Below are 16,480 nucleotides of genomic sequence, written 5' to 3'. Positions count from 1 at the left end.
GCTGACGGAACAGCCACTAGCAACGCTACCCGACCGTGAAGCCGGGGAGCGGGCAGGACCAGGCGTGCCGAAGTAAACCAACCGATTGAGTTACTATTGCACGCGAGATGCTGCGCTGCGCGCTGCATGACTCAGTCGGTTGCGCAACTAATACTCGCCCTCGTCGTCGGGCCGGTAGGCCGTGTTTTGGACGGCGGCGGGCGCTTGGCCCAGCTGGTCGACCATGTTGCGCAGGCCCACGCCGTCGCGGCGTTCCACCAGGTTGAAGTATTGAAAAGCAATAGCCAGCAGTATCGGCGGATAAATCAGCAGGTTGAACAGGCCCGAAAACGCCGTGGTGATAACCGTAAGAATGCCCAGCGTGGAGCGGGAGTCGCTTCCCAGCAATGAGCTAAAGGTGCTGCGCAGCAGGGCATACGCAATACCGCCCACCATGCCACCGGCTATAGTCAGCAGCAGGCCCAACATCAGCGACATGACGAACAGCAGCCCAAACGTGGACCACCACTTGCCCTTAATCAGCTGCAGGCAGCGGCGAACGGTGCCCCCAAACCCGCTGCCTTCCACCACTTTCACCACGTAGAACAAGCTGAACGCAATGAGCAGGTAAACGCCAGGAATAAAGAATAACACCAAGCCAACAATAACGAGGAAGCCCAGGCCGAAATACGAAGCAAAGCCCCCGGCAAATTGCTCTTTCACCACTTCCCATACCTGCCCCACGCCAATGGGCCCGGCCGCTGGCCGTGGGCGCAGGCAGCACCGCAAGTACCCGTACACGGTGAGAAACAGCAGCGTGACAAATACGGCCCCCATCACCATGCTCACCCAATAATAGGGCGTTTCAGTGACCTGGCTGAGCATGGCCAGCCTGGATAAAAACCCCTCACGCATGCTGGCTTGCTGCCCGGGCATGGCGCCAGTCAGGAACTCCTTTTGCAGCAGCCCGGCCACAATGCCTTGCAGCAGCGCCGCCGGCAGCACAATGTAGAGCAAGGCCCGGCCCAGCCCCCGCCAGTGCTCACCAATGAATTCAAACGTGGCCGAAAATTTTTGCCCGAAATCCCGCAGCTTGCGAAAATCAGACTCTTGGGTAAAACGTTGGTGCATAGGCGAGTTGAAATAGAGAAAACACTTAAAAGCTAGCTGCGGGCAGCTTCGGCCAGCACGGCGCCCCGCTGCCGCAGCCGCCACGGGTACCAGCCAAAATACCACAGAATGAACGCGGCCGACCCCCCAATGATGGCCACGCTGGCCGCCACCGGCATCTCGGTGTGCCGGGTCACGAAGCTTTCCAGAAAGCCGGCCAGCATGAAAATGGGCACCAGCCCCAGCGCCAGCTTGCTGCCCTCGCGGGCGGCGTATCGGAACGACTCACCCCGTCCGTAGGTGCCCGGAAACAACAGCCCTTTGGCCATCACGAAGCCCGCCGCGCCCGCCACAACAATGGCCGAAATTTCCAGCGTGCCGTGAATCCAGATGGTGAGCACCGAAGCGGTTAGCACGTGCTGCTGATGGAAGAAATACTGAAACGCTCCCAGCATCAGCCCGTTGTAGAACAGGAAGTAGCCGGTGCCTACCCCTCCGGTGATGCCCGCCGCGAAGGTGGTGAGCGCCACCTTGATGTTGTTGAAGGTGATGAAGAGAAACATCGACGTTTCCCCGTCGCTTTTGTAAATGGCCATCGGGTCGCCCCGATGAATGTTTTCCAGCGTCTGGTTCACGTAGTCGTCGCCGAGAATGGTGCGCACGAACGTATCGTCGTAGGCCGCCGAGAGGGCCCCCAGCGCCGCGCACAGCACAAAAAACAGCAGCGACCAGGCCAGCGTGCCCTGGTGCCGGCTCACCACCAGCGGCAGCTCGCGGGCCCAGAACTGCCCGAAGCGGCCCCTGGCTTCCGCCTTATTCTTGTAGATGGCCTGGTGCAACTTGCCGGCCAGGGCGTTGAGGTAGTTGGTGGTCGGCGAGTCGGGGTAGAAGGTTTGGGCGTAGGCCAAATCATCGGTCAGGGCCACGAAACGGGCGGCCAGCTCATCGGGATTGGTGGCGGGCTGGGTTTCGTATTGCTGCCAGCGGGCCTGGTTTTGCCGCAGGAAAAGTGCTTCGCGCATGGGGCATGGATAGAGTCTTAAAGGTAGCAGGCCAAACGACATCGCCAAGGGAAAGCGACGAATGCGGCGTCCGCTGCCCTTCCTGCCCGCACGGGAGGCCGCCCTTGGCCCGACATAAGGTTCTTTGGATGTACTTTTCAAGGGCCATTCTATCTGCTGCCCGCTGCCTCATGAGCACCATTCGCATCCAAACTACCCAAAACGTTACCCTGGAGTATGAAACCGCCAGCGTCGGCGACCGGATTCTGGCTTCGCTGATTGACTACGGGCTGTATTTGACGTGGTTTATTGCTTGGGCCGTGCTCAATAACGAGTTCAACATAAGCCCCGGCGGGCGGGCCGGCATGGTGCTCATGTACCTGCCCACCACCTTTTACATGCTGGCCTGCGAAGTGTTTTTCAATGGCCAGACCCTGGGTAAAAAAGCGCTGAAGCTACGCGTGGTGCGGCTCGACGGCACCCGCGCCGGGCTGGGCGACTACCTGCTGCGTTGGCTGCTGCGCCCCGTCGAAATTGTGATGACGCTGGGGGTGGTGGCCCTGATTACCATCCTGCTCAACGGCCGCAGCCAGCGCCTGGGCGACCTTGCGGCCGGCACCACCGTTATCAGCCTGAAAAAGCGCCCCGACTACAGCACGCCCATGGCCGCCGAAGTGGCCCGCATTGAAGGCTACCAGCCGGTGTTTACCCAAGCCGCCGCGCTGAGCGACCACGACGTGGCCCTCATCCGCAAGCTGCTGTTTCACGGCACCAGGCAGGAAAACCCCGTACTCATCAACGAAGTGGCCAACAAGGTGAAGGCCATCACCGGCATCCACACCGACCTGCCGGATGCACCCTTCCTGAAAACGGTTCTGCGCGACCATGCCCACCTGATTCAGCAATAGTGCACCCCACGTCGCAACGAAGCAGTGGCAACAACTTCGGAATTACCTGTTGCCCACAAAAAAGCCTCTTCTACTGCAATAGAAGAGGCTTTTTTGCAAAAATCAGGGTTGCTTACTCAACCACTACCTGGCGCGTGCCAGCCGACTGGCCATCCACAGACAGGCGCACGAGGTAGAGGCCGGGGCGGGTGGTGCCAGCGGCCCAGGGCAAGGCGTGGGCGCCCAGCGGCAGCAGGCCCAACTCCTGAGTGAGCACGCGGCGACCCATCAGGTCGAACACGCCTACCTCAACCTGGCCGGGGCGGGTCAAGGTGAAGGCTACCTGCGTATTGCGGGTAGTGGGGTTGGGGTAGAGGCTAAAACCGGAAGCCAGGTCGATGCGCTCACGGGTGGCGGTGGCTACGCCGGCAGCACCGGCCACAGTGATGTCGCGGGCAGCCAGGCCGAAGCCGATGGCCCCCACCAGCGTGGCTGCGCCCGTGGTTAGGTTCACGGTGTAAAGGTTGGTAGCAGTTGTGGTGCTGGGGTTGGCCACCAGGTAAGCCGTGTTGGTGCCAGCCACGGAAGAGTAAATGTCCAAATCCAGGCTCGGAGCGGTGGCATTAACCGTAATGCCGCTCGCGCCCACCGTGTTCAAGGTGCCGTTGTTTGGTGGGTTCTGAGTGGTGAGGATGTTCAGGCTTACATCGTAGTTGTACAGGGCGGTGGCCGCTGCCGTGGTGCCGGCCACGCTGTTGGTGTAGGCCACGGCACCAATGTTGGGCGTCGCGGCAGCGTTGGCATCGGTGGCGGCGTAGGCCAGGTTGGTATCGGTGCCGGAAATGGTGCCGTCAATTGGGCTCACGCGGTAGTTGGCGCGGTTCGAGGAGGTCACCCGAATGCGGTCCACGGTGGGGTTGAAGTCGAAGCCGATTTTGCCGGTGCCGAGTTCCAGGCGGACGGCGGCGCCTACGGCCGTGGCCACCCCGGTAGCAGCGTTGAGCGAGTACACCTGGGCATTGGCACCGGGCGCGGCCAGGGCAGCATCGTACCCCAGCACGTAAAGGGAATTGGTGGTCGGGCGAATGTCTAGGCCGGCCAGGGTTTGGGTGGCGGCCAGCCCCGTGATGCCGGTAGAAGTCCGAATCAGGCCGGGGTTGCTGGTATCGAACGTGAGGAGGTTGGTGCCGCCCAGGGCGTAGGCCAGCTGGCCGGTGATGGCCGGCAACGTGGCAGGCCGGCTGATGGCAAACGCAATATCGGTAACCAGCGTGCCCGCCGGGCCCACCGCGCCCACGGCCGTCATGCTGGCTCCCGTCACAAAATCCAGCGTGTACAGTTGCGTAACGGTGCCGGTGGCGCCGCCCGATGTGGCAATGGTTAAATAAGCACCGTTGACGCGCGTAGTGGGGTTGAAATAAATGTCCAGGTCGGTGGCCAGGGCTGTGGCGGTGTTCACCGTCAGGGCCGTGCGGCTGTTGAGGGTGCCGTTGTTCGGCGGGTCCTGAGTCGTGTAGCGGCTGTTGGCTTCGTCGATGTCGTAGAGCACCGTGTTGGTGGCCCCAATAAACGAATTGCCGTAGGCCACGGCGCCCACGCCGGGCGTTTGGGCGGCGTTGGCATCCGTGGTGGCGTAGGCCAGGTTGGTGTCGGTGGCGGCCAGGGCGCCGTTGTTGGGGTTGAGGCGGAAGTTGGTGTTGTTGGAGCCCGTCACCCGAATGCGGTCCACCGTCGGGTTAAAATCGAACCCAATCCGGTTGAGCACGGTGCCCAGGTTCAGCGTGATGGCTGCGCCCGCCGCCGTCAGCGCGCCGGTGGTGGGGTTGAGGATGTACACCTGGGCCTGTGTGCCGGTCGGATTGTAGCCCAGCGCAAACAATTGGCCGGTGTTGGGCCGACTGTCCAGGCCCACCAGCGTTTGCCCGGTGCCCAGGCCCGTGATGGGCGTGGTGGCCGTGAGCGTGCCCGGCGCCGTGGCCTGAAACGTGACCAGGCTGGTTACAGCACCGGCCGTAGTGGCCAGACCATAAACAGTCTGGGCCTGCGCTGAGGCAGAGTTGAGCAACAAAAGCCCGGCCGTAGCCGCCGCTAGTCGCAGAGAAGTAGAAAAGTATTGCATAAAGAGATTTGTGAAGAAAAAATGAAGAGGTGTTTGGCTCAGGTACGAGAAGCAAGCGCGGGCAGATTGATTTTAATGGCGTTTTAATTCAGCGACTTGCCACCGTATCACCAAAAAACAAACCCCCACAGCTCGACTAGCGGGCTGTGGGGGCGAAAAGGGGTATTTCGGAATAATATAGAAGCTGACGGCTGACTAGGAGGCTTGATTAGCTAGCGCCACCCGGCGGCTACCACGGCACCGGCTGGCCTTGCCAAGTCACGAAGCTGCCGTTTTCTTCGGCGTGCAGCTGCTCGGCCAGGCGAATGATGCCGCGGGCCGAATCGGCCGGTTCCTGAGTGGCGTGGTCGCCGCCCATGTCGGTGCGCATCCAGCCGGGGTCAACCAGCACCGAAATCAGGCCCATGTGGCCAATTTCGGCTGCCAGGCTGCGCATGTACATGTTCAAGGCGGCCTTGCTGGCGCTGTAGTGGTAGGGGTCGCCGGTGGCCTTCCAGGTCAGCGAGCCCTGGCCCGAGGAAATGCTCAGGATGCGGCCCTTGCGCCCGGCGCGCAGTAGCGGCAGCAAGGCCTGCGCTACCAGCAGCGGCCCAATGGCATTGACTTGCATGGTTTCGATGGCGTCGTCGTGGGTGAGCTGGCCCAGGCGCTGGTGGGCATCGCCGGAGCCCGCGTGCGGGTACACGCCGGCGTTGTTGATGAGCACGTCGAGGGCGTCGGTGGCGGCGCTCACCGTTTGCACGGCCGCGGCAATGGAGTCGGCGTTGGCCACGTCGAGGGGCAGCAGCACGAGGCGGTCGGCGTATTGCTGGCTCAGCTGTTGCAGCTCAGCGGCCTGCTTGGGTTGCCGGCTGGCGGCAAAAACCTGGTCGCCGCGCTCCAGGTATTGGCGGGTAAGTTCGAGGCCCAGGCCCCGATTGGCTCCGGTGATGAAAACGCGCATGTGGTGGGGTTGGTAATGAGCGAAAAGAAATGGGGCCGAAGTTTACGCACAAAAGCCCAACCGGTGGCAACGTTTGCACAAAGGGGTTTTGCAGGTCACCCTGATTTGATGTTTCTTTCAGGTACTTGAAGTCACGAAAGCCAAGCCCGTTATGGACGTTACCATTGCCTGCCTCTCTGCCGCCGAAGCCCGGACCCTGCTCCCGCAGCTCCACGAACTACTCCACGATGCCGTCGATTCGGGCGCCTCGGTCGGCTTCCTGCCGCCGCTCCCCGCATCCGAAGCAGCAGCATACTGGCAGAGTGTGATTGAAGCCATGGAAGCCGGGCATCGGGTGCTGCTCGTGGCCCACCAGCCCGGCGAAACCGACCTGCTGGGTACCGTGCAGCTTGACCTGGCCACCCGCCCCAATTCCCGGCTCCGGGCCGAAGTCTCGAAGCTGCTGGTGCACCGGCGGGCGCGTCGGCAGGGCGTGGCCCGGCAGCTGTTGCAGGCGCTAGAGCAGCAGGCGTTGGAGCTGGACCGCACCACCCTCATTCTCGATACTCGCCATGGCGACGGGGCCGAGCAGTTGTATCAATCAATGGGCTACCATTTTGTAGGAGCTATTCCCGAGTATTTTATCAACAACGATGGGCAGCCGCATGCCACGGCAGTGTATTACAAGCTGCTGATAGCTAAGGCTTCAGGAGAAAGTAAATGATGAAGATTGCATAACGTACAATATAGTGCTCGTCTTGGGAAAGTGGTGGATTTGGCTCTCTGGGTGGGGTTCTGCTGGCGCGGTACCTTGGCGGGGGAAACCCGTCTACGATTAAACGTTTACGAAACTCATCCCTGTGGGCCATTTCGTAAACGTTTAACCGTGGACTGCTTTCTTAAAATCCTCCGGCCATGCGGCACCATTCTGGTAATTAGTAGCAGGTTGCTAGTAGTTCAGGAAAAGAAGTATTGCTTTGGGTGTTTCTGAACAACGAGTGGTTAAGGCGTTTTGCTCAGTTGATGGAATAAAGTCATGTATTCCGGATTGGTCACCTCGCGGTACTGGACCACGACAGAGGGTGCGCGAATAGGAAAATGGGGCAACGGCGCGCGCGCATAGAGGGTGAGCGTGTCCTGGGCAAACCGATACAGAAACGGGTCCAGTCCCACGACGATGTCCGCTCGCCGCTGATTACCCCAACCAATGGGCTCGTCGGTGTCAGCAACGGTGGAGAGTTGCTTGTCATTGGTTAGCCCCCAGTAGTAGGCCTTCACGTAGAGCGTATCGCCTTTGCTGGATACAAGTCGTGTCTGACGGTAGCCCCCGTTGGCACCGTCCCCGGTGTTCATACACGAAGCCAGTAGCACGAGGCTGCAACCAGCCAATAGAAAGGGCTCGAACATGCAGGTAAATTAATAGCTCAGCTCGGGACTACACATGAAACGGCTCTCGGCAGGCAGCGGTGGTTTGAAAGGTTCAAGAAAAGAGTGATTTGAAATAAGGTTCAAGCCTTTTTCAAGCTACTAAAACCATTTAAAGTCCATAAAAAATACGCTTCACGGCCAATTACAACCAGCGGCACTGCCTCCCACAACGCAAAAGGAACGGCCGTATGCACAGCCGCTCCTTTGCTTTTGCATTTGATACGCCCGGAAGCTACCCAGCCGCTACGGCCCGGCGGCGGCTGGTTTTGGGCAGGCGCTCTTCGCCCTGCGCCAGCAATTCCTCGTCGCGCTCGGTCGATTTCTTCACCCAGCTCACCGAGTACAGGTCCTTGCGACGGTCGCGCAGGTTGCGAACGGCCCCGCTGGTGTTCAGGTCTTTGAGTAGGTCAAGGTCCAGGTCGGCAATGAGGGTCATCTCCGTGTTCGGCGTAGCCTCGGCCACGATGGCATCGTGCGGGAAGGCGAAGTCCGAGGGGCTGAACACGGCCGACTGGGAGTACTGAATGTCCATGTTCTCGACGCGGGGCAGGTTGCCCACCGAGCCGGTGATGGCCACGTAGCACTCGTTTTCGATGGCGCGGGCCTGGGCACAGAGGCGCACGCGCTGGTAGGCGTTCTTGGTATCGGTCCAGAAGGGCACGAACAGGATTTTCATGCCCTCGTCGCTCAGCATGCGCGAGAGTTCGGGGAATTCCACGTCGTAGCACACCAGAATGCCGATTTTGCCAAAGTCTGTGTCGAAGCACTTCAGCTTATCGCCGCCGCGCATGCCCCAGTAGCTGGCCTCGTCGGGCGTCACGTGCAGCTTGTACTGCTCGTCCACGGTGCCGTCGCGGCGACAGAGGAAGGCCACGTTGTGCAGCTTTTCGTTGAGGTACACCGGCATCGAGCCGGCCACGATGTTGATGTTGTAGCTCACGGCCAGCTCCATCATCTTGGCCTTAATGGGTTCCGTAAAGGCCGCCATGGCCCGAATGGCCACGGCCGGCGAGTCCTCGTTGGTGAGGGCCATGAGCGGAGCGTTGAAAAACTCCGGGAACATCACGCAATCAGCCTTGTAGCCGCTCACCGTGTCCACGAAAAACTCAATCTGCTGCAACAGGTCCTCCAAGCTGCGGGTGGCGCGCATCTGCCACTGCACAATGCCAATGCGCACGTTGGATTTCTGGTTGCCAATGAGCTTTTCCTCCTCCTCGTAATACACGTTAATCCACTCCAGCAGCGTGGCGTAGGCCTTCGACTCGGAATCGTAGGGCAGGTAGCCGCGAATGATTTTGCGGACGTAGAACTCGTTGGAAAGCTGGAAAGTAAGAATAGGGTCGACCAGCTCCTTGTTGCGCACCATTTCCACGTATTTGGCCGGCGTCATCTCGTTGGCGTACGTGGCGTAGCCGGGAATGCGGCCCCCCGCCACCATGGCGCGCAGGTTCAGGTTCTCGCACAGTTCCTTGCGGGCATCGTAGAGGCGGCGGCCCAGGCGCAGGCTGCGGTATTCGGGGTCCACAAATACATCTACGCCGTACAGCGTGTCGCCTTCCGGGTCGTGGGTGTCGAATTTGCCGTGGCCCGTGATTTTGGCATACGTGTGCTTATCGCCAAACTTGTCGTAGTCCACAATAATGGCCAGCGCCGCCGCCACCAGCCGGCCGTTGTCCTCAATGCCAATCTGTCCTTCGGGAAATTTTCGAATCAAAGCGCTGAATTCTTCAGAAGTCCAGGCGCCTTCCATATTAGAATACACCTGGTCCATGATGGCTTTGATGGCCTTAAAATCGGAGCGGCGCAGGGTGCGCAGCACCAGCTTGTGGGCCGGCACGGCCGTGGGGGTCAACAACTCGTCGAGCGGCGGCTTGCCCACTTTTTTATGATGCGTGCCGCCGGGAGTGGTGTGGCCATTGACCGGAGTAGTAGATGATTTACCGTTGGGAGAGGTTGCCATAGTATTGCAAGAGAGGCGACTGAGCGTCACGCTCTGTGAATGTATTCTTAAAAATACCCGTCGGCGGCATTGCCAACAGGGAGTTATAGGGAAGCTGTTTAGTAGTGTACCGGTTGCCGCAAGCTCGGTACGCAAACGACCGGTGACCGACAACCGGTCGGACGCCTAGGGTGTCGGACCGGGCGAAACCGATTGCCTAAACAGCTTCAACGAAAAAATAGCTTGAACGGTGCAAATAGCCGTTCGACTTCAAACCGGTTCAATCTTTCAGGCTTGCCAAGCTGCCGGTGCTTATCCAGCCTTCTTCGCCCTTTAGCGTTTGGATTTTACTCCATCCTTCGTACCGATTCAATACAGTTACCTTTTCTCCCTCTTTCACGTCGAATGATTTTCGGGCTGCACTGCCTGGCCCAACCCGGCCAGCCGCATTGGCCAGAATAACCACGGCTTGGGGCCGCTCCCCGGCAAGCCTTGTTCCCGTGAAGAGCAGCAACAGCAAGCCACTTGCTAAAAGCAAGGATTTACTCGCGGCAATCAGCAGTAATCTGTTGCGGCTTGGCTGGTACACTATCCCGGCCAGCCACAAGACGGCACTGAGTAACCCGGCGAAAACAGCCAGTTCCGCAACAATATCCGCTGCTTTCAACACCGCTGCCGAATTCCAGATGGGCAACGAGTTGGGCTCCGGAGCGGCTATGGCGGCGGCGGCCCAGGCCTGTTTTCGGTTGCTGATGAGCTGCGAGTCCAGCGGGGTTTGCTGGAGCCCCCGTTCGTAATAATACACCGCCCAGCCTACCCGCCCCGAGCGCAAAAAGGCATTGCCCAGGTTGCAGTATAGTTCCGACCGCCGAATGCCTTGCTGCTCTACCTGCCGGTAGCTGGCAATGGCTTTGGCATAGTTTCCCTGCAACAGCTGCTCGTTGCCGCTGCGAAAGGATTCGGCTGCGTGGCTTGACTGGCGGCCGGAGCAGCCCGGCAAGCTAAACAGCAGCACCCACCAGCACAGGAGGATGCACTTTGTCGGGAAAGCAGGCGTCCAATTCATGAATGAGGGCAAGCAGTTCGGTGCGGTAATGGGTTGGGATGGTGGCGGGGCGGGTGGCGGAGAAACGACTTTTGGCGAGCACCTCCAGCAGCGCCGCCGTGCGGCTCCACAGCGGCAGGGGCACCTGAAACGGCTGCATAGCAAAGGCCAAGTCCCGGGCAGAGAATGCGGCTTCGGGCCTGTCAAGTTTGCTGCATAAATAGCTAACCAGGACATCCCGCAGGGTTTTGTAGTAGCTGTCCACATCGGGAGCCGAAGCCTTGTCCAATTTTTTGAGGGCCTGAAGGGCCCGTTTTTTTGCGTTTCGATACCGGTAGTATTGGCTGTTTGCGGCCCGTAGCGCCCAATACCGCCCCAGCGCTATGCCGCCAAGGAAAAGCAAGCCCGAGACGACCAGAACCGCATCGCAAGCCGGGGAGCCGAAAAACAAGTACTCCACCCGGTCTTGGTAAAAGTCGGCTTTGGTATAGAGGCCTTCGTGCCGGCCGGCGGGCCGTGGGGCCGGCCCCGCTGGGCGCGTGGGCGCCTGGCCGCCGTGGGTCACGCGCCAGCGGTAGGGGGGGGCGGTGAAGGCAACGTACTGGCCAGCTTCCGGCTCGAAGTAGGAGAGCCGCGGCCCCGGCAGCTCATACGTGCCCTGGTAAGCCGCCAGCACATCGTAAGTATACACGTATTCGGCCTCGAGCCCATCGGCGGTGAGGGCATGTTCTTCCTTGCCGCGCACGTTGAAAACATCGACGTTATCGGGCATCGGCGGCGGCCGGAGCCTGACATTCCTCAGATTGCCAAGGCCTTTTATTCGCACTTTAACAGTTAAAAAATGGTCGTCTTTTCGCGGCTGACTATACGTGACCCGAACGCGGAATTTCCCAACAGCCCTGCTGAAGGCGGTGGAATCGCCGGTGGCGGGCAGGGCCTTCACGGCAACCTGCAGCGCTGAAGAGCGAATGGTTTTGGTCACCATTTGCTCGCCCCCAAAAAAGTCTTCGGGCTTCGCCGGTGCCGTGAAGCGGTAGCGCCGCTTCAATACCGGCAGCGGCAGGGCGCCCGTCAACTGGGGGATTAGCAGGTACTTTTTCAGCAGCTGCACTTTGTACACCTGCCCGCCAATGGTTTCCTCGCGTTCCGGCGGCCGGGCAGCCGCAAACTCCACCACGAAGCAGTCACGGAACTGAAGGTTTATTTCGTCATCCGGGTCGATGAGGGGGACGCGGTAGTAGAGCAGGTAGCTCACGGTGAACGCCTGCCCGGCATACACGCTCGTGCTGCTGGGCACCGCTCTGATAAACACGTCCTTCCCGCTCTCCTGGTCTGTTGCCGCGGGCGAGGCTGCCGTCTGGGCCGGTACCGGCCCGCTTGCCAGGGCCAGCAGGGCGCAAAGCCACGCCCTCAGAAGCCACCGCCCGGCGAACGCGCGCCCGGCTTGGCTCCGGCGGTGCAGTTGTCGGAGAGTGCTCCGAAACACTGGTTTAGTAATCTTTCTCATCGGAAGTCACGTTCCTTAGTTTCTGCCGGCGCCCCTCTTTCTTCATTTTCACCTTGCTTTCCTGTTCGTTGAGCTGACCCAACACATCCTGAACGCTCTTGTTGGTGAGGTTCAACTCCTGTGCGTTCGGCTCCTGGCGCTCGTCCTTGTTTGCGTTGGGCTGTTCGCGCTGGCTTTCGGTTTTGCTTTTGTCGTTCTGCGAGGCGGCGTCCGAGGCCTTCGGCTTCGGGGCCGTGCGCGCCAAGCGGCTGGCCACCTGGCGTTGAATAAATAAAAAATCCTGACGGATGGCGGCATCGTCGGGCAACAAAAGCAAGGCCTTGCGATAGGCCACGTCACTCTCTGCCAAACGGCCGCTCTGGTACAACGCATTGCCCAGGTTGGCCCACGACCCTGCCTGCGCAGCGGGCGTTTGCGCGTGTATTGCCTGCCGGTAATACCCCGTAGATTCGCTGTAGCGCCCCTGCTGGTACAAGGCGTTGCCCAGATTATACTGCGCTGCCCCCAACGCGGGCACTACGCGCAACGCCTGCCGAAAGCGCACCTCCGCGTCGCCGTAAGCACCTGCTTTATAGGCCGCAAATCCTTCGGCGATATGCACTGCCCAGCCGGCCCCGGTCACGACACGCCAGGCGCTCAGCAGGGCTACGATGGCCAGCGGAATCAGAAGCATACGTAACGGCGGGGTGCTTTTTTTCATAGCAATTGCTTCCTCAAAGGGGAACTCCGAAAGCCAGCAAGAGCTCCAGCAGCAGCAAGCCAAAGGCCGCCACCAGGCACAGCTGAAAATAGGCGAGGTGCCAAGGCGCATCCGATTGCTGCGCAGGTTTCTCCAGTTCCCGCACCATTGGCAGCAGCCGTGCCGCCGCGTCGCGCCAGGTGTCGAGCCGAATGTAGCGGTTGGCACGTCCCTGCACCAACGCCTTCAAATTGTCTTCCTCCAGCCGGGTGCGAATGGGGGCGCCGTTGCGGTCCCGCTTCACATCGGGCGTGCCCTCGCGGGCGTTGCTTACCGGAATGGGGGCACCTTCGGGCGTCCCAATCCCCACGGCCACCAACTCGATGCCTGCGCGATGCAGCGAATCCGCCAGGTGTGCATCGTGCGCCGTGTGAATTTCGCCATCGGACAAAATGCACAGCATGCCGCCTTGCCGGGGCGAGGCTTTGAGTACCTGGCCGGCCAGCCCCAACGCATCAGCAAACGAAGTGCCCTGCAGCGTAATCAGCTCCGGCGACATGGCGCTGCACGCACGGCGAACCACATTATAATCAGTGGTTAAGGGCATGTACAGGCGCGCATTGCCCGCAAACACGACAAGGGCCACTTCTTCGCCGCGCAGCTGCTGCACCGTTTCTTCAATCAGCTTTTTGGCCTGGCTCAACCGGTCGGGGAGCAGGTCCGTGGCCAGCATGCTGTTGGAAACGTCGACGGCAAATACCAGCCGCTGATTGCCGGTAACGGGCGCCGACGCCCGCGAAACCTTGGCCTGCGGAGTCGCAATGGCCAGCACCAGCGCGGCATAAGCCAGCAGCCGCAGGCCAAACCGCAGGTGCGACCAGTGCCGCTGCCTGCCGGGCAGCAAAGCGTCGCCGGCACCCGCCAGCGCCGTGCCCCGCAGCGCACGGGCAGTCCGGCGCCCCGCCACCAGGTAGCCCACCACAAGCACGGGCAGTACCCCGGCATACAGCAGATAATAAGGGTGTTCGAAGCTTATCATCTAGGCCAGGCTGCGCAGCAGCGTAAGTTTCAGCCCTTCCCCAATCAGAAAGAAAAGCAGGGCGGGCAGCAGAAACCAGCGGTAGTGGGCCGTGTAAAGCACGTCGGTCCGGTAGCCGGTCGGTGACTGGGCCATGCCGTTGATTTCCTGATAAATATGACTTAGGGAGGTGGCATCGGTTGCTCTAAAAAACCTGCCGCCGGTCTGCTGAGCAATGTTGGTCAGGGCTGCCACGTCTATTTTCATCGGCACGTAATGGTAGGTTTTGTGCCCGTCGGTATCGTAGAACGGCCAGGGCGCCAGCCCTGTGGTGCCCACCCCGATGGTATAGACCTTCACCTTATTTTTCTGGGCGAGCAGCGCCGCAGTGGCGGGCTCGATAAAGCCGGTGGTATTCTCGCCATCGGTAAGCAGAATAATAACTTTGCTTTTGGCCTTGCTCAGGCGCAAGGCGTTCACCGCCGATGCCAGCCCCATGCCAATGGCCGTGCCGTCGGCGAGGTCGGGCTCGTTTATTCGGTTCAGTTGCTGGAGCAGGTAGGCGTAGTCGGTGGTAAGCGGGCACCAGTTCAGGCTCTCGCCCGCGTAGATGACGAGCCCGAGGCGGTCGTTGGTGCGGCCCGCCACAAAACGCGTGATGACGGTTTTCAGCCCCTCTAAGCGGTTTGGCTTGATGTCTTCCACCAGCATGCTGGTCGAAACGTCCATGGCCATCACGATATCGATGCCCTCGGCGGCCAGTCGGTGCCTGGTCACAACCCCGGTTTTGAAATTGGCCAGCCCCAGAATGATGCCGGCCAAGGCAAGCAGGCGCAGCACCAGCAGAATATCGGGCGGAGTGATACGCTGAGGAGCGTCGTCATCGTGTGCAGAGCCGGGCAGGCTGCCAAGGGTCCAGCCCGGGTGCCGCTGCCGGAAGTAGCGCACATGCAGGAACAGCAGCACCGGAAAAAGCGCGAACAGCAGCAGCCATGCGGGCTCGTGAAAAGCAGCTTGGCTCATGATAGCACCTTTTCTGGCTCCGCTACATCCTCATTCTCCCAACTCAGAACCAACTGCCGGGCCTTGGCTACGAGGCTGGCCATGGCATCCGGCCCCAGCCGGGCCGGAGCAAATCTTGCTTGCGTTAGCTCTGCCAACATCCTGTTCATCCGCTCAGCCCGGTCTTGTTCATTCGCCGGAAGCGCAGAAGCACCTAAGGGCACAGGCAATTCGTTGGACCTAACCCGGTACCGCTCGTCAACGCGGCCAAGGTACTCATTCACAATGTGCAAAAGCTGGTCAGCGACCTTTGCTGTCGGCAAAGTCCCTGCCTGCCGGTTGTGCTCCATTTGCGCCAGTTGCCCGAGGGCCGCCTGGCGGGCTTGCGCCGCCGAAAACGGCTCTGCTTCCTGAACAATGCGTTGCGGCTGCCGGAAAAGCAGGTAGCCCATTGCCCCAACGCTGCCCAGCAGCAGGCACGCGGCCACCCAAAGTCCCGGCTGGCCTTCGTACAGGCGCCAACCGCTCACCAGTGGTTTCAGCGGGTGCAGGGCCGCGCGCTGGGGTTCGGGCTGAAAGCGGACCTGCACCACCGGAGCATACACCGTATCGGTGCCCGTTGGGCCTTGCACCACCACCGGAAAAGGGCCGAGCGGGTACGTTCCCGCTTCTACGGCCGTAAAAGTCAGGTCGTGCTGGACAGTTGGCCCAGCCAACTGCCGGGTGACGGAGCGTAGCAAGACGGCAGACGCTTCCGTACCGATGGATTTATCCGTTGGTTGCCAGGCAATGGTGGTGCCCGCCGGCTGGGCTGTCCGGAAGGTCAGGGTCACGGGGTAGCCGATAACCCGCGTTTGTGCGTTGGCCCGTACCGAAACAGACGGGCCGCCGGCACCGAGCCCGCGGTTCGCCGCCGTTACCAAAAGCAAAACCACCCACGCGGTGCCCACTCGTTTGCTCATGCCTTGCGCTGTAAGAAATGGATTAAGCTCTCCATGTAATTGCCGGGGGTGCTCACCGACAAATGCCGCACCGCCGTGTTGTGGTATGCCGCCCGAAACCGGTCGGCCGTTTCGTCGAAATGGCTCTGTTGGCGCTGGCGAAACGCTGCGGAAGAAGTGTTCATCCAGCGCGTTTTCCCACTTTCGGCGTCCAGCATTCTCATCCAGCCCAAGCGGGGCACTTCGGCTTCCTGCTCATTAAACACCCGAATGGCCACCAGCTCGTGCTGCTGTGCCACCACCTGGGAAGCCCGCTCGTAGCCGCCGCCCACGAAATCAGACACCAGAAAAACCACGCTGCTTTTGGTGTTGCTCTTCAGTAAAAACTCCAGCGCACAGGTCGAATCGGTGGCTTTGCTGGCGGGGCTCACGGCCACCAGCTCCTTCGCGATGCGCCAGAAGTGGGCTTTGCCGCGGGCCATCGGAATCAGCCGCTCAATTTTATCACTGTAGAGGATGACGCCCACCTGGTCCTGGCTGTCGAGGGCGCTAAACGCCAAGGCGGCGCCAATTTCACGGGCCACGTCGTGCTTCGATTTGGCCAGGCTATTGTGCCGCATGGAATTGCTTACGTCTAGCAGAATCCATACCTGGCGCTCCTTTTCCTGGGTAAACGTCTTGACAAAGGTTTCGCGAAACCGCGCCGTCACGTTCCATTCAATGTCCCGGATATTATCGCCCACCTCGTATTTGCGGACGCTGTCGATGCTCCACCCCCGCCCATGAAACGAGCTGTTGAACAAGCCCGCCAACTTTTGTTGCGTGAGCTTTTCGCAGGCAATTTCAACTTTTTGAATTTTCTGAATGAGCTCCTGAATTTCCATGCGGGCGAAGGCTTAGGGC

At 60.5% G+C, this 16,480-nt stretch carries 15 protein-coding genes; 2 read left to right on the top strand and 13 right to left on the bottom strand.

What is annotated here, in order from left to right; all coding sequences use genetic code 11:
- Positions 1–147: 147 nt before the first annotated feature.
- Both JKL48_RS20695 and JKL48_RS20690 read right to left on the bottom strand, forming a co-directional pair.
- Positions 148–1,110 (bottom strand): hypothetical protein, encoded by a 963-nt coding sequence (locus tag JKL48_RS20695; RefSeq protein WP_201986904.1) that lies wholly within the window; start codon positions 1,108–1,110, stop codon positions 148–150.
- A 32-nt stretch (positions 1,111–1,142) separates the two neighbouring features.
- On the bottom strand, positions 1,143–2,111 hold the full coding sequence (locus JKL48_RS20690) for a stage II sporulation protein M (protein WP_201986902.1): 969 nt from the start codon (positions 2,109–2,111) through the stop codon (positions 1,143–1,145).
- Between the two features lie 170 nt (positions 2,112–2,281).
- Here JKL48_RS20690 and JKL48_RS20685 point away from each other — a divergent pair, with 170 nt between their 5' ends.
- Positions 2,282–2,998 carry an RDD family protein gene (locus JKL48_RS20685; protein WP_201986899.1) on the top strand — a complete coding sequence of 239 codons (717 nt, stop codon included), beginning with the start codon at positions 2,282–2,284 and terminating at the stop codon, positions 2,996–2,998.
- A gap of 112 nt (positions 2,999–3,110) precedes the next feature.
- On the opposite strand, the gene JKL48_RS20680 is transcribed toward JKL48_RS20685, so the two are convergent.
- Both JKL48_RS20680 and JKL48_RS20675 read right to left on the bottom strand, forming a co-directional pair.
- Entirely contained in the window at positions 3,111–5,096 is a 1,986-nt protein-coding gene (locus tag JKL48_RS20680; protein WP_201986897.1) for a DUF4394 domain-containing protein, read from the bottom strand.
- Positions 5,097–5,325: 229 nt separating this feature from the next.
- The gene (locus JKL48_RS20675) at positions 5,326–6,039 is read right to left on the bottom strand and encodes an SDR family oxidoreductase (RefSeq protein ID WP_201986895.1); all 714 of its coding nucleotides are present in this window, start codon (positions 6,037–6,039) and stop codon (positions 5,326–5,328) included.
- A gap of 151 nt (positions 6,040–6,190) precedes the next feature.
- On the opposite strand from JKL48_RS20675, the gene JKL48_RS20670 reads away from it, so the two are divergent.
- The gene (locus tag JKL48_RS20670; RefSeq protein ID WP_201986893.1) at positions 6,191–6,742 is read left to right on the top strand and encodes a GNAT family N-acetyltransferase; all 552 of its coding nucleotides are present in this window, start codon (positions 6,191–6,193) and stop codon (positions 6,740–6,742) included.
- Between the two features lie 278 nt (positions 6,743–7,020).
- Here JKL48_RS20670 and JKL48_RS20665 read toward each other — a convergent pair whose 3' ends face one another.
- The 9 genes from JKL48_RS20665 to JKL48_RS20625 form a co-directional block, all read right to left on the bottom strand.
- Positions 7,021–7,371 (bottom strand): hypothetical protein, encoded by a 351-nt coding sequence (locus JKL48_RS20665; RefSeq protein WP_201986891.1) that lies wholly within the window; start codon positions 7,369–7,371, stop codon positions 7,021–7,023.
- Positions 7,372–7,678: 307 nt separating this feature from the next.
- Complete coding sequence (locus JKL48_RS20660) at positions 7,679–9,217, bottom strand: bifunctional GNAT family N-acetyltransferase/carbon-nitrogen hydrolase family protein (protein WP_236668959.1); 1,539 nt, start codon at positions 9,215–9,217, stop codon at positions 7,679–7,681.
- A 448-nt stretch (positions 9,218–9,665) separates the two neighbouring features.
- Positions 9,666–10,190: an SH3 domain-containing protein gene (locus tag JKL48_RS20655; RefSeq protein ID WP_201986887.1), complete on the bottom strand. Its 525-nt coding sequence runs from the start codon at positions 10,188–10,190 to the stop codon at positions 9,666–9,668.
- Positions 10,191–10,386: 196 nt separating this feature from the next.
- Positions 10,387–11,727, bottom strand: coding sequence for a hypothetical protein (locus JKL48_RS20650; RefSeq protein WP_236668956.1), 1,341 nt, complete (start codon positions 11,725–11,727; stop codon positions 10,387–10,389).
- Between the two features lie 193 nt (positions 11,728–11,920).
- Positions 11,921–12,637, bottom strand: coding sequence for a tetratricopeptide repeat protein (locus JKL48_RS20645; RefSeq protein ID WP_201986883.1), 717 nt, complete (start codon positions 12,635–12,637; stop codon positions 11,921–11,923).
- A gap of 13 nt (positions 12,638–12,650) precedes the next feature.
- A complete protein-coding gene (locus JKL48_RS20640) occupies positions 12,651–13,655 on the bottom strand; it encodes a VWA domain-containing protein (RefSeq protein ID WP_201986881.1) in 1,005 nt (334 codons plus the stop codon).
- Complete coding sequence (locus tag JKL48_RS20635; RefSeq protein WP_201986880.1) at positions 13,656–14,657, bottom strand: vWA domain-containing protein; 1,002 nt, start codon at positions 14,655–14,657, stop codon at positions 13,656–13,658.
- On the bottom strand, positions 14,654–15,598 hold the full coding sequence (locus JKL48_RS20630; RefSeq protein WP_201986879.1) for a hypothetical protein: 945 nt from the start codon (positions 15,596–15,598) through the stop codon (positions 14,654–14,656). The genes JKL48_RS20635 and JKL48_RS20630 overlap by 4 nt, the downstream gene beginning before the upstream one ends.
- On the bottom strand, positions 15,595–16,461 hold the full coding sequence (locus JKL48_RS20625) for a DUF58 domain-containing protein (RefSeq protein ID WP_201986877.1): 867 nt from the start codon (positions 16,459–16,461) through the stop codon (positions 15,595–15,597). Before JKL48_RS20625 ends, JKL48_RS20630 begins: the two co-directional genes overlap by 4 nt.
- Between the last annotated feature and the right edge of the window lie 19 nt (positions 16,462–16,480).

Origin of the sequence: Hymenobacter rubidus, assembly GCF_016734815.1 — a bacterium.
GTDB lineage: Bacteria > Bacteroidota > Bacteroidia > Cytophagales > Hymenobacteraceae > Hymenobacter > Hymenobacter rubidus.
The sequence above is the reverse complement of the archived record's forward strand: the minus strand, read 5'-3'. Positions and strand labels throughout refer to the sequence as shown.

Bases quoted from the DNA above. Each gene is read 5' to 3' on its own strand.
- JKL48_RS20635 (WP_201986880.1), bottom strand. From the start codon at position 14,657: ATGAGCCAAGCTGCTTTTCACGAGCCCGCATGGCTGCTGCTGTTCGCG.
- JKL48_RS20625 (WP_201986877.1), bottom strand. From the start codon at position 16,461: ATGGAAATTCAGGAGCTCATTCAGAAAATTCAAAAAGTTGAAATTGCC.
- JKL48_RS20630 (WP_201986879.1), bottom strand. From the start codon at position 15,598: ATGAGCAAACGAGTGGGCACCGCGTGGGTGGTTTTGCTTTTGGTAACG.
- JKL48_RS20690 (WP_201986902.1), bottom strand. From the start codon at position 2,111: ATGCGCGAAGCACTTTTCCTGCGGCAAAACCAGGCCCGCTGGCAGCAA.
- JKL48_RS20640 (WP_201986881.1), bottom strand. From the start codon at position 13,655: ATGATAAGCTTCGAACACCCTTATTATCTGCTGTATGCCGGGGTACTG.
- JKL48_RS20675 (WP_201986895.1), bottom strand. From the start codon at position 6,039: ATGCGCGTTTTCATCACCGGAGCCAATCGGGGCCTGGGCCTCGAACTT.
- JKL48_RS20680 (WP_201986897.1), bottom strand. From the start codon at position 5,096: ATGCAATACTTTTCTACTTCTCTGCGACTAGCGGCGGCTACGGCCGGG.
- JKL48_RS20685 (WP_201986899.1), top strand. From the start codon at position 2,282: ATGAGCACCATTCGCATCCAAACTACCCAAAACGTTACCCTGGAGTAT.
- JKL48_RS20660 (WP_236668959.1), bottom strand. From the start codon at position 9,217: ATGGACCAGGTGTATTCTAATATGGAAGGCGCCTGGACTTCTGAAGAA.
- JKL48_RS20695 (WP_201986904.1), bottom strand. From the start codon at position 1,110: ATGCACCAACGTTTTACCCAAGAGTCTGATTTTCGCAAGCTGCGGGAT.
- JKL48_RS20645 (WP_201986883.1), bottom strand. From the start codon at position 12,637: ATGAAAAAAAGCACCCCGCCGTTACGTATGCTTCTGATTCCGCTGGCC.
- JKL48_RS20665 (WP_201986891.1), bottom strand. From the start codon at position 7,371: ATGAACACCGGGGACGGTGCCAACGGGGGCTACCGTCAGACACGACTT.
- JKL48_RS20670 (WP_201986893.1), top strand. From the start codon at position 6,191: ATGGACGTTACCATTGCCTGCCTCTCTGCCGCCGAAGCCCGGACCCTG.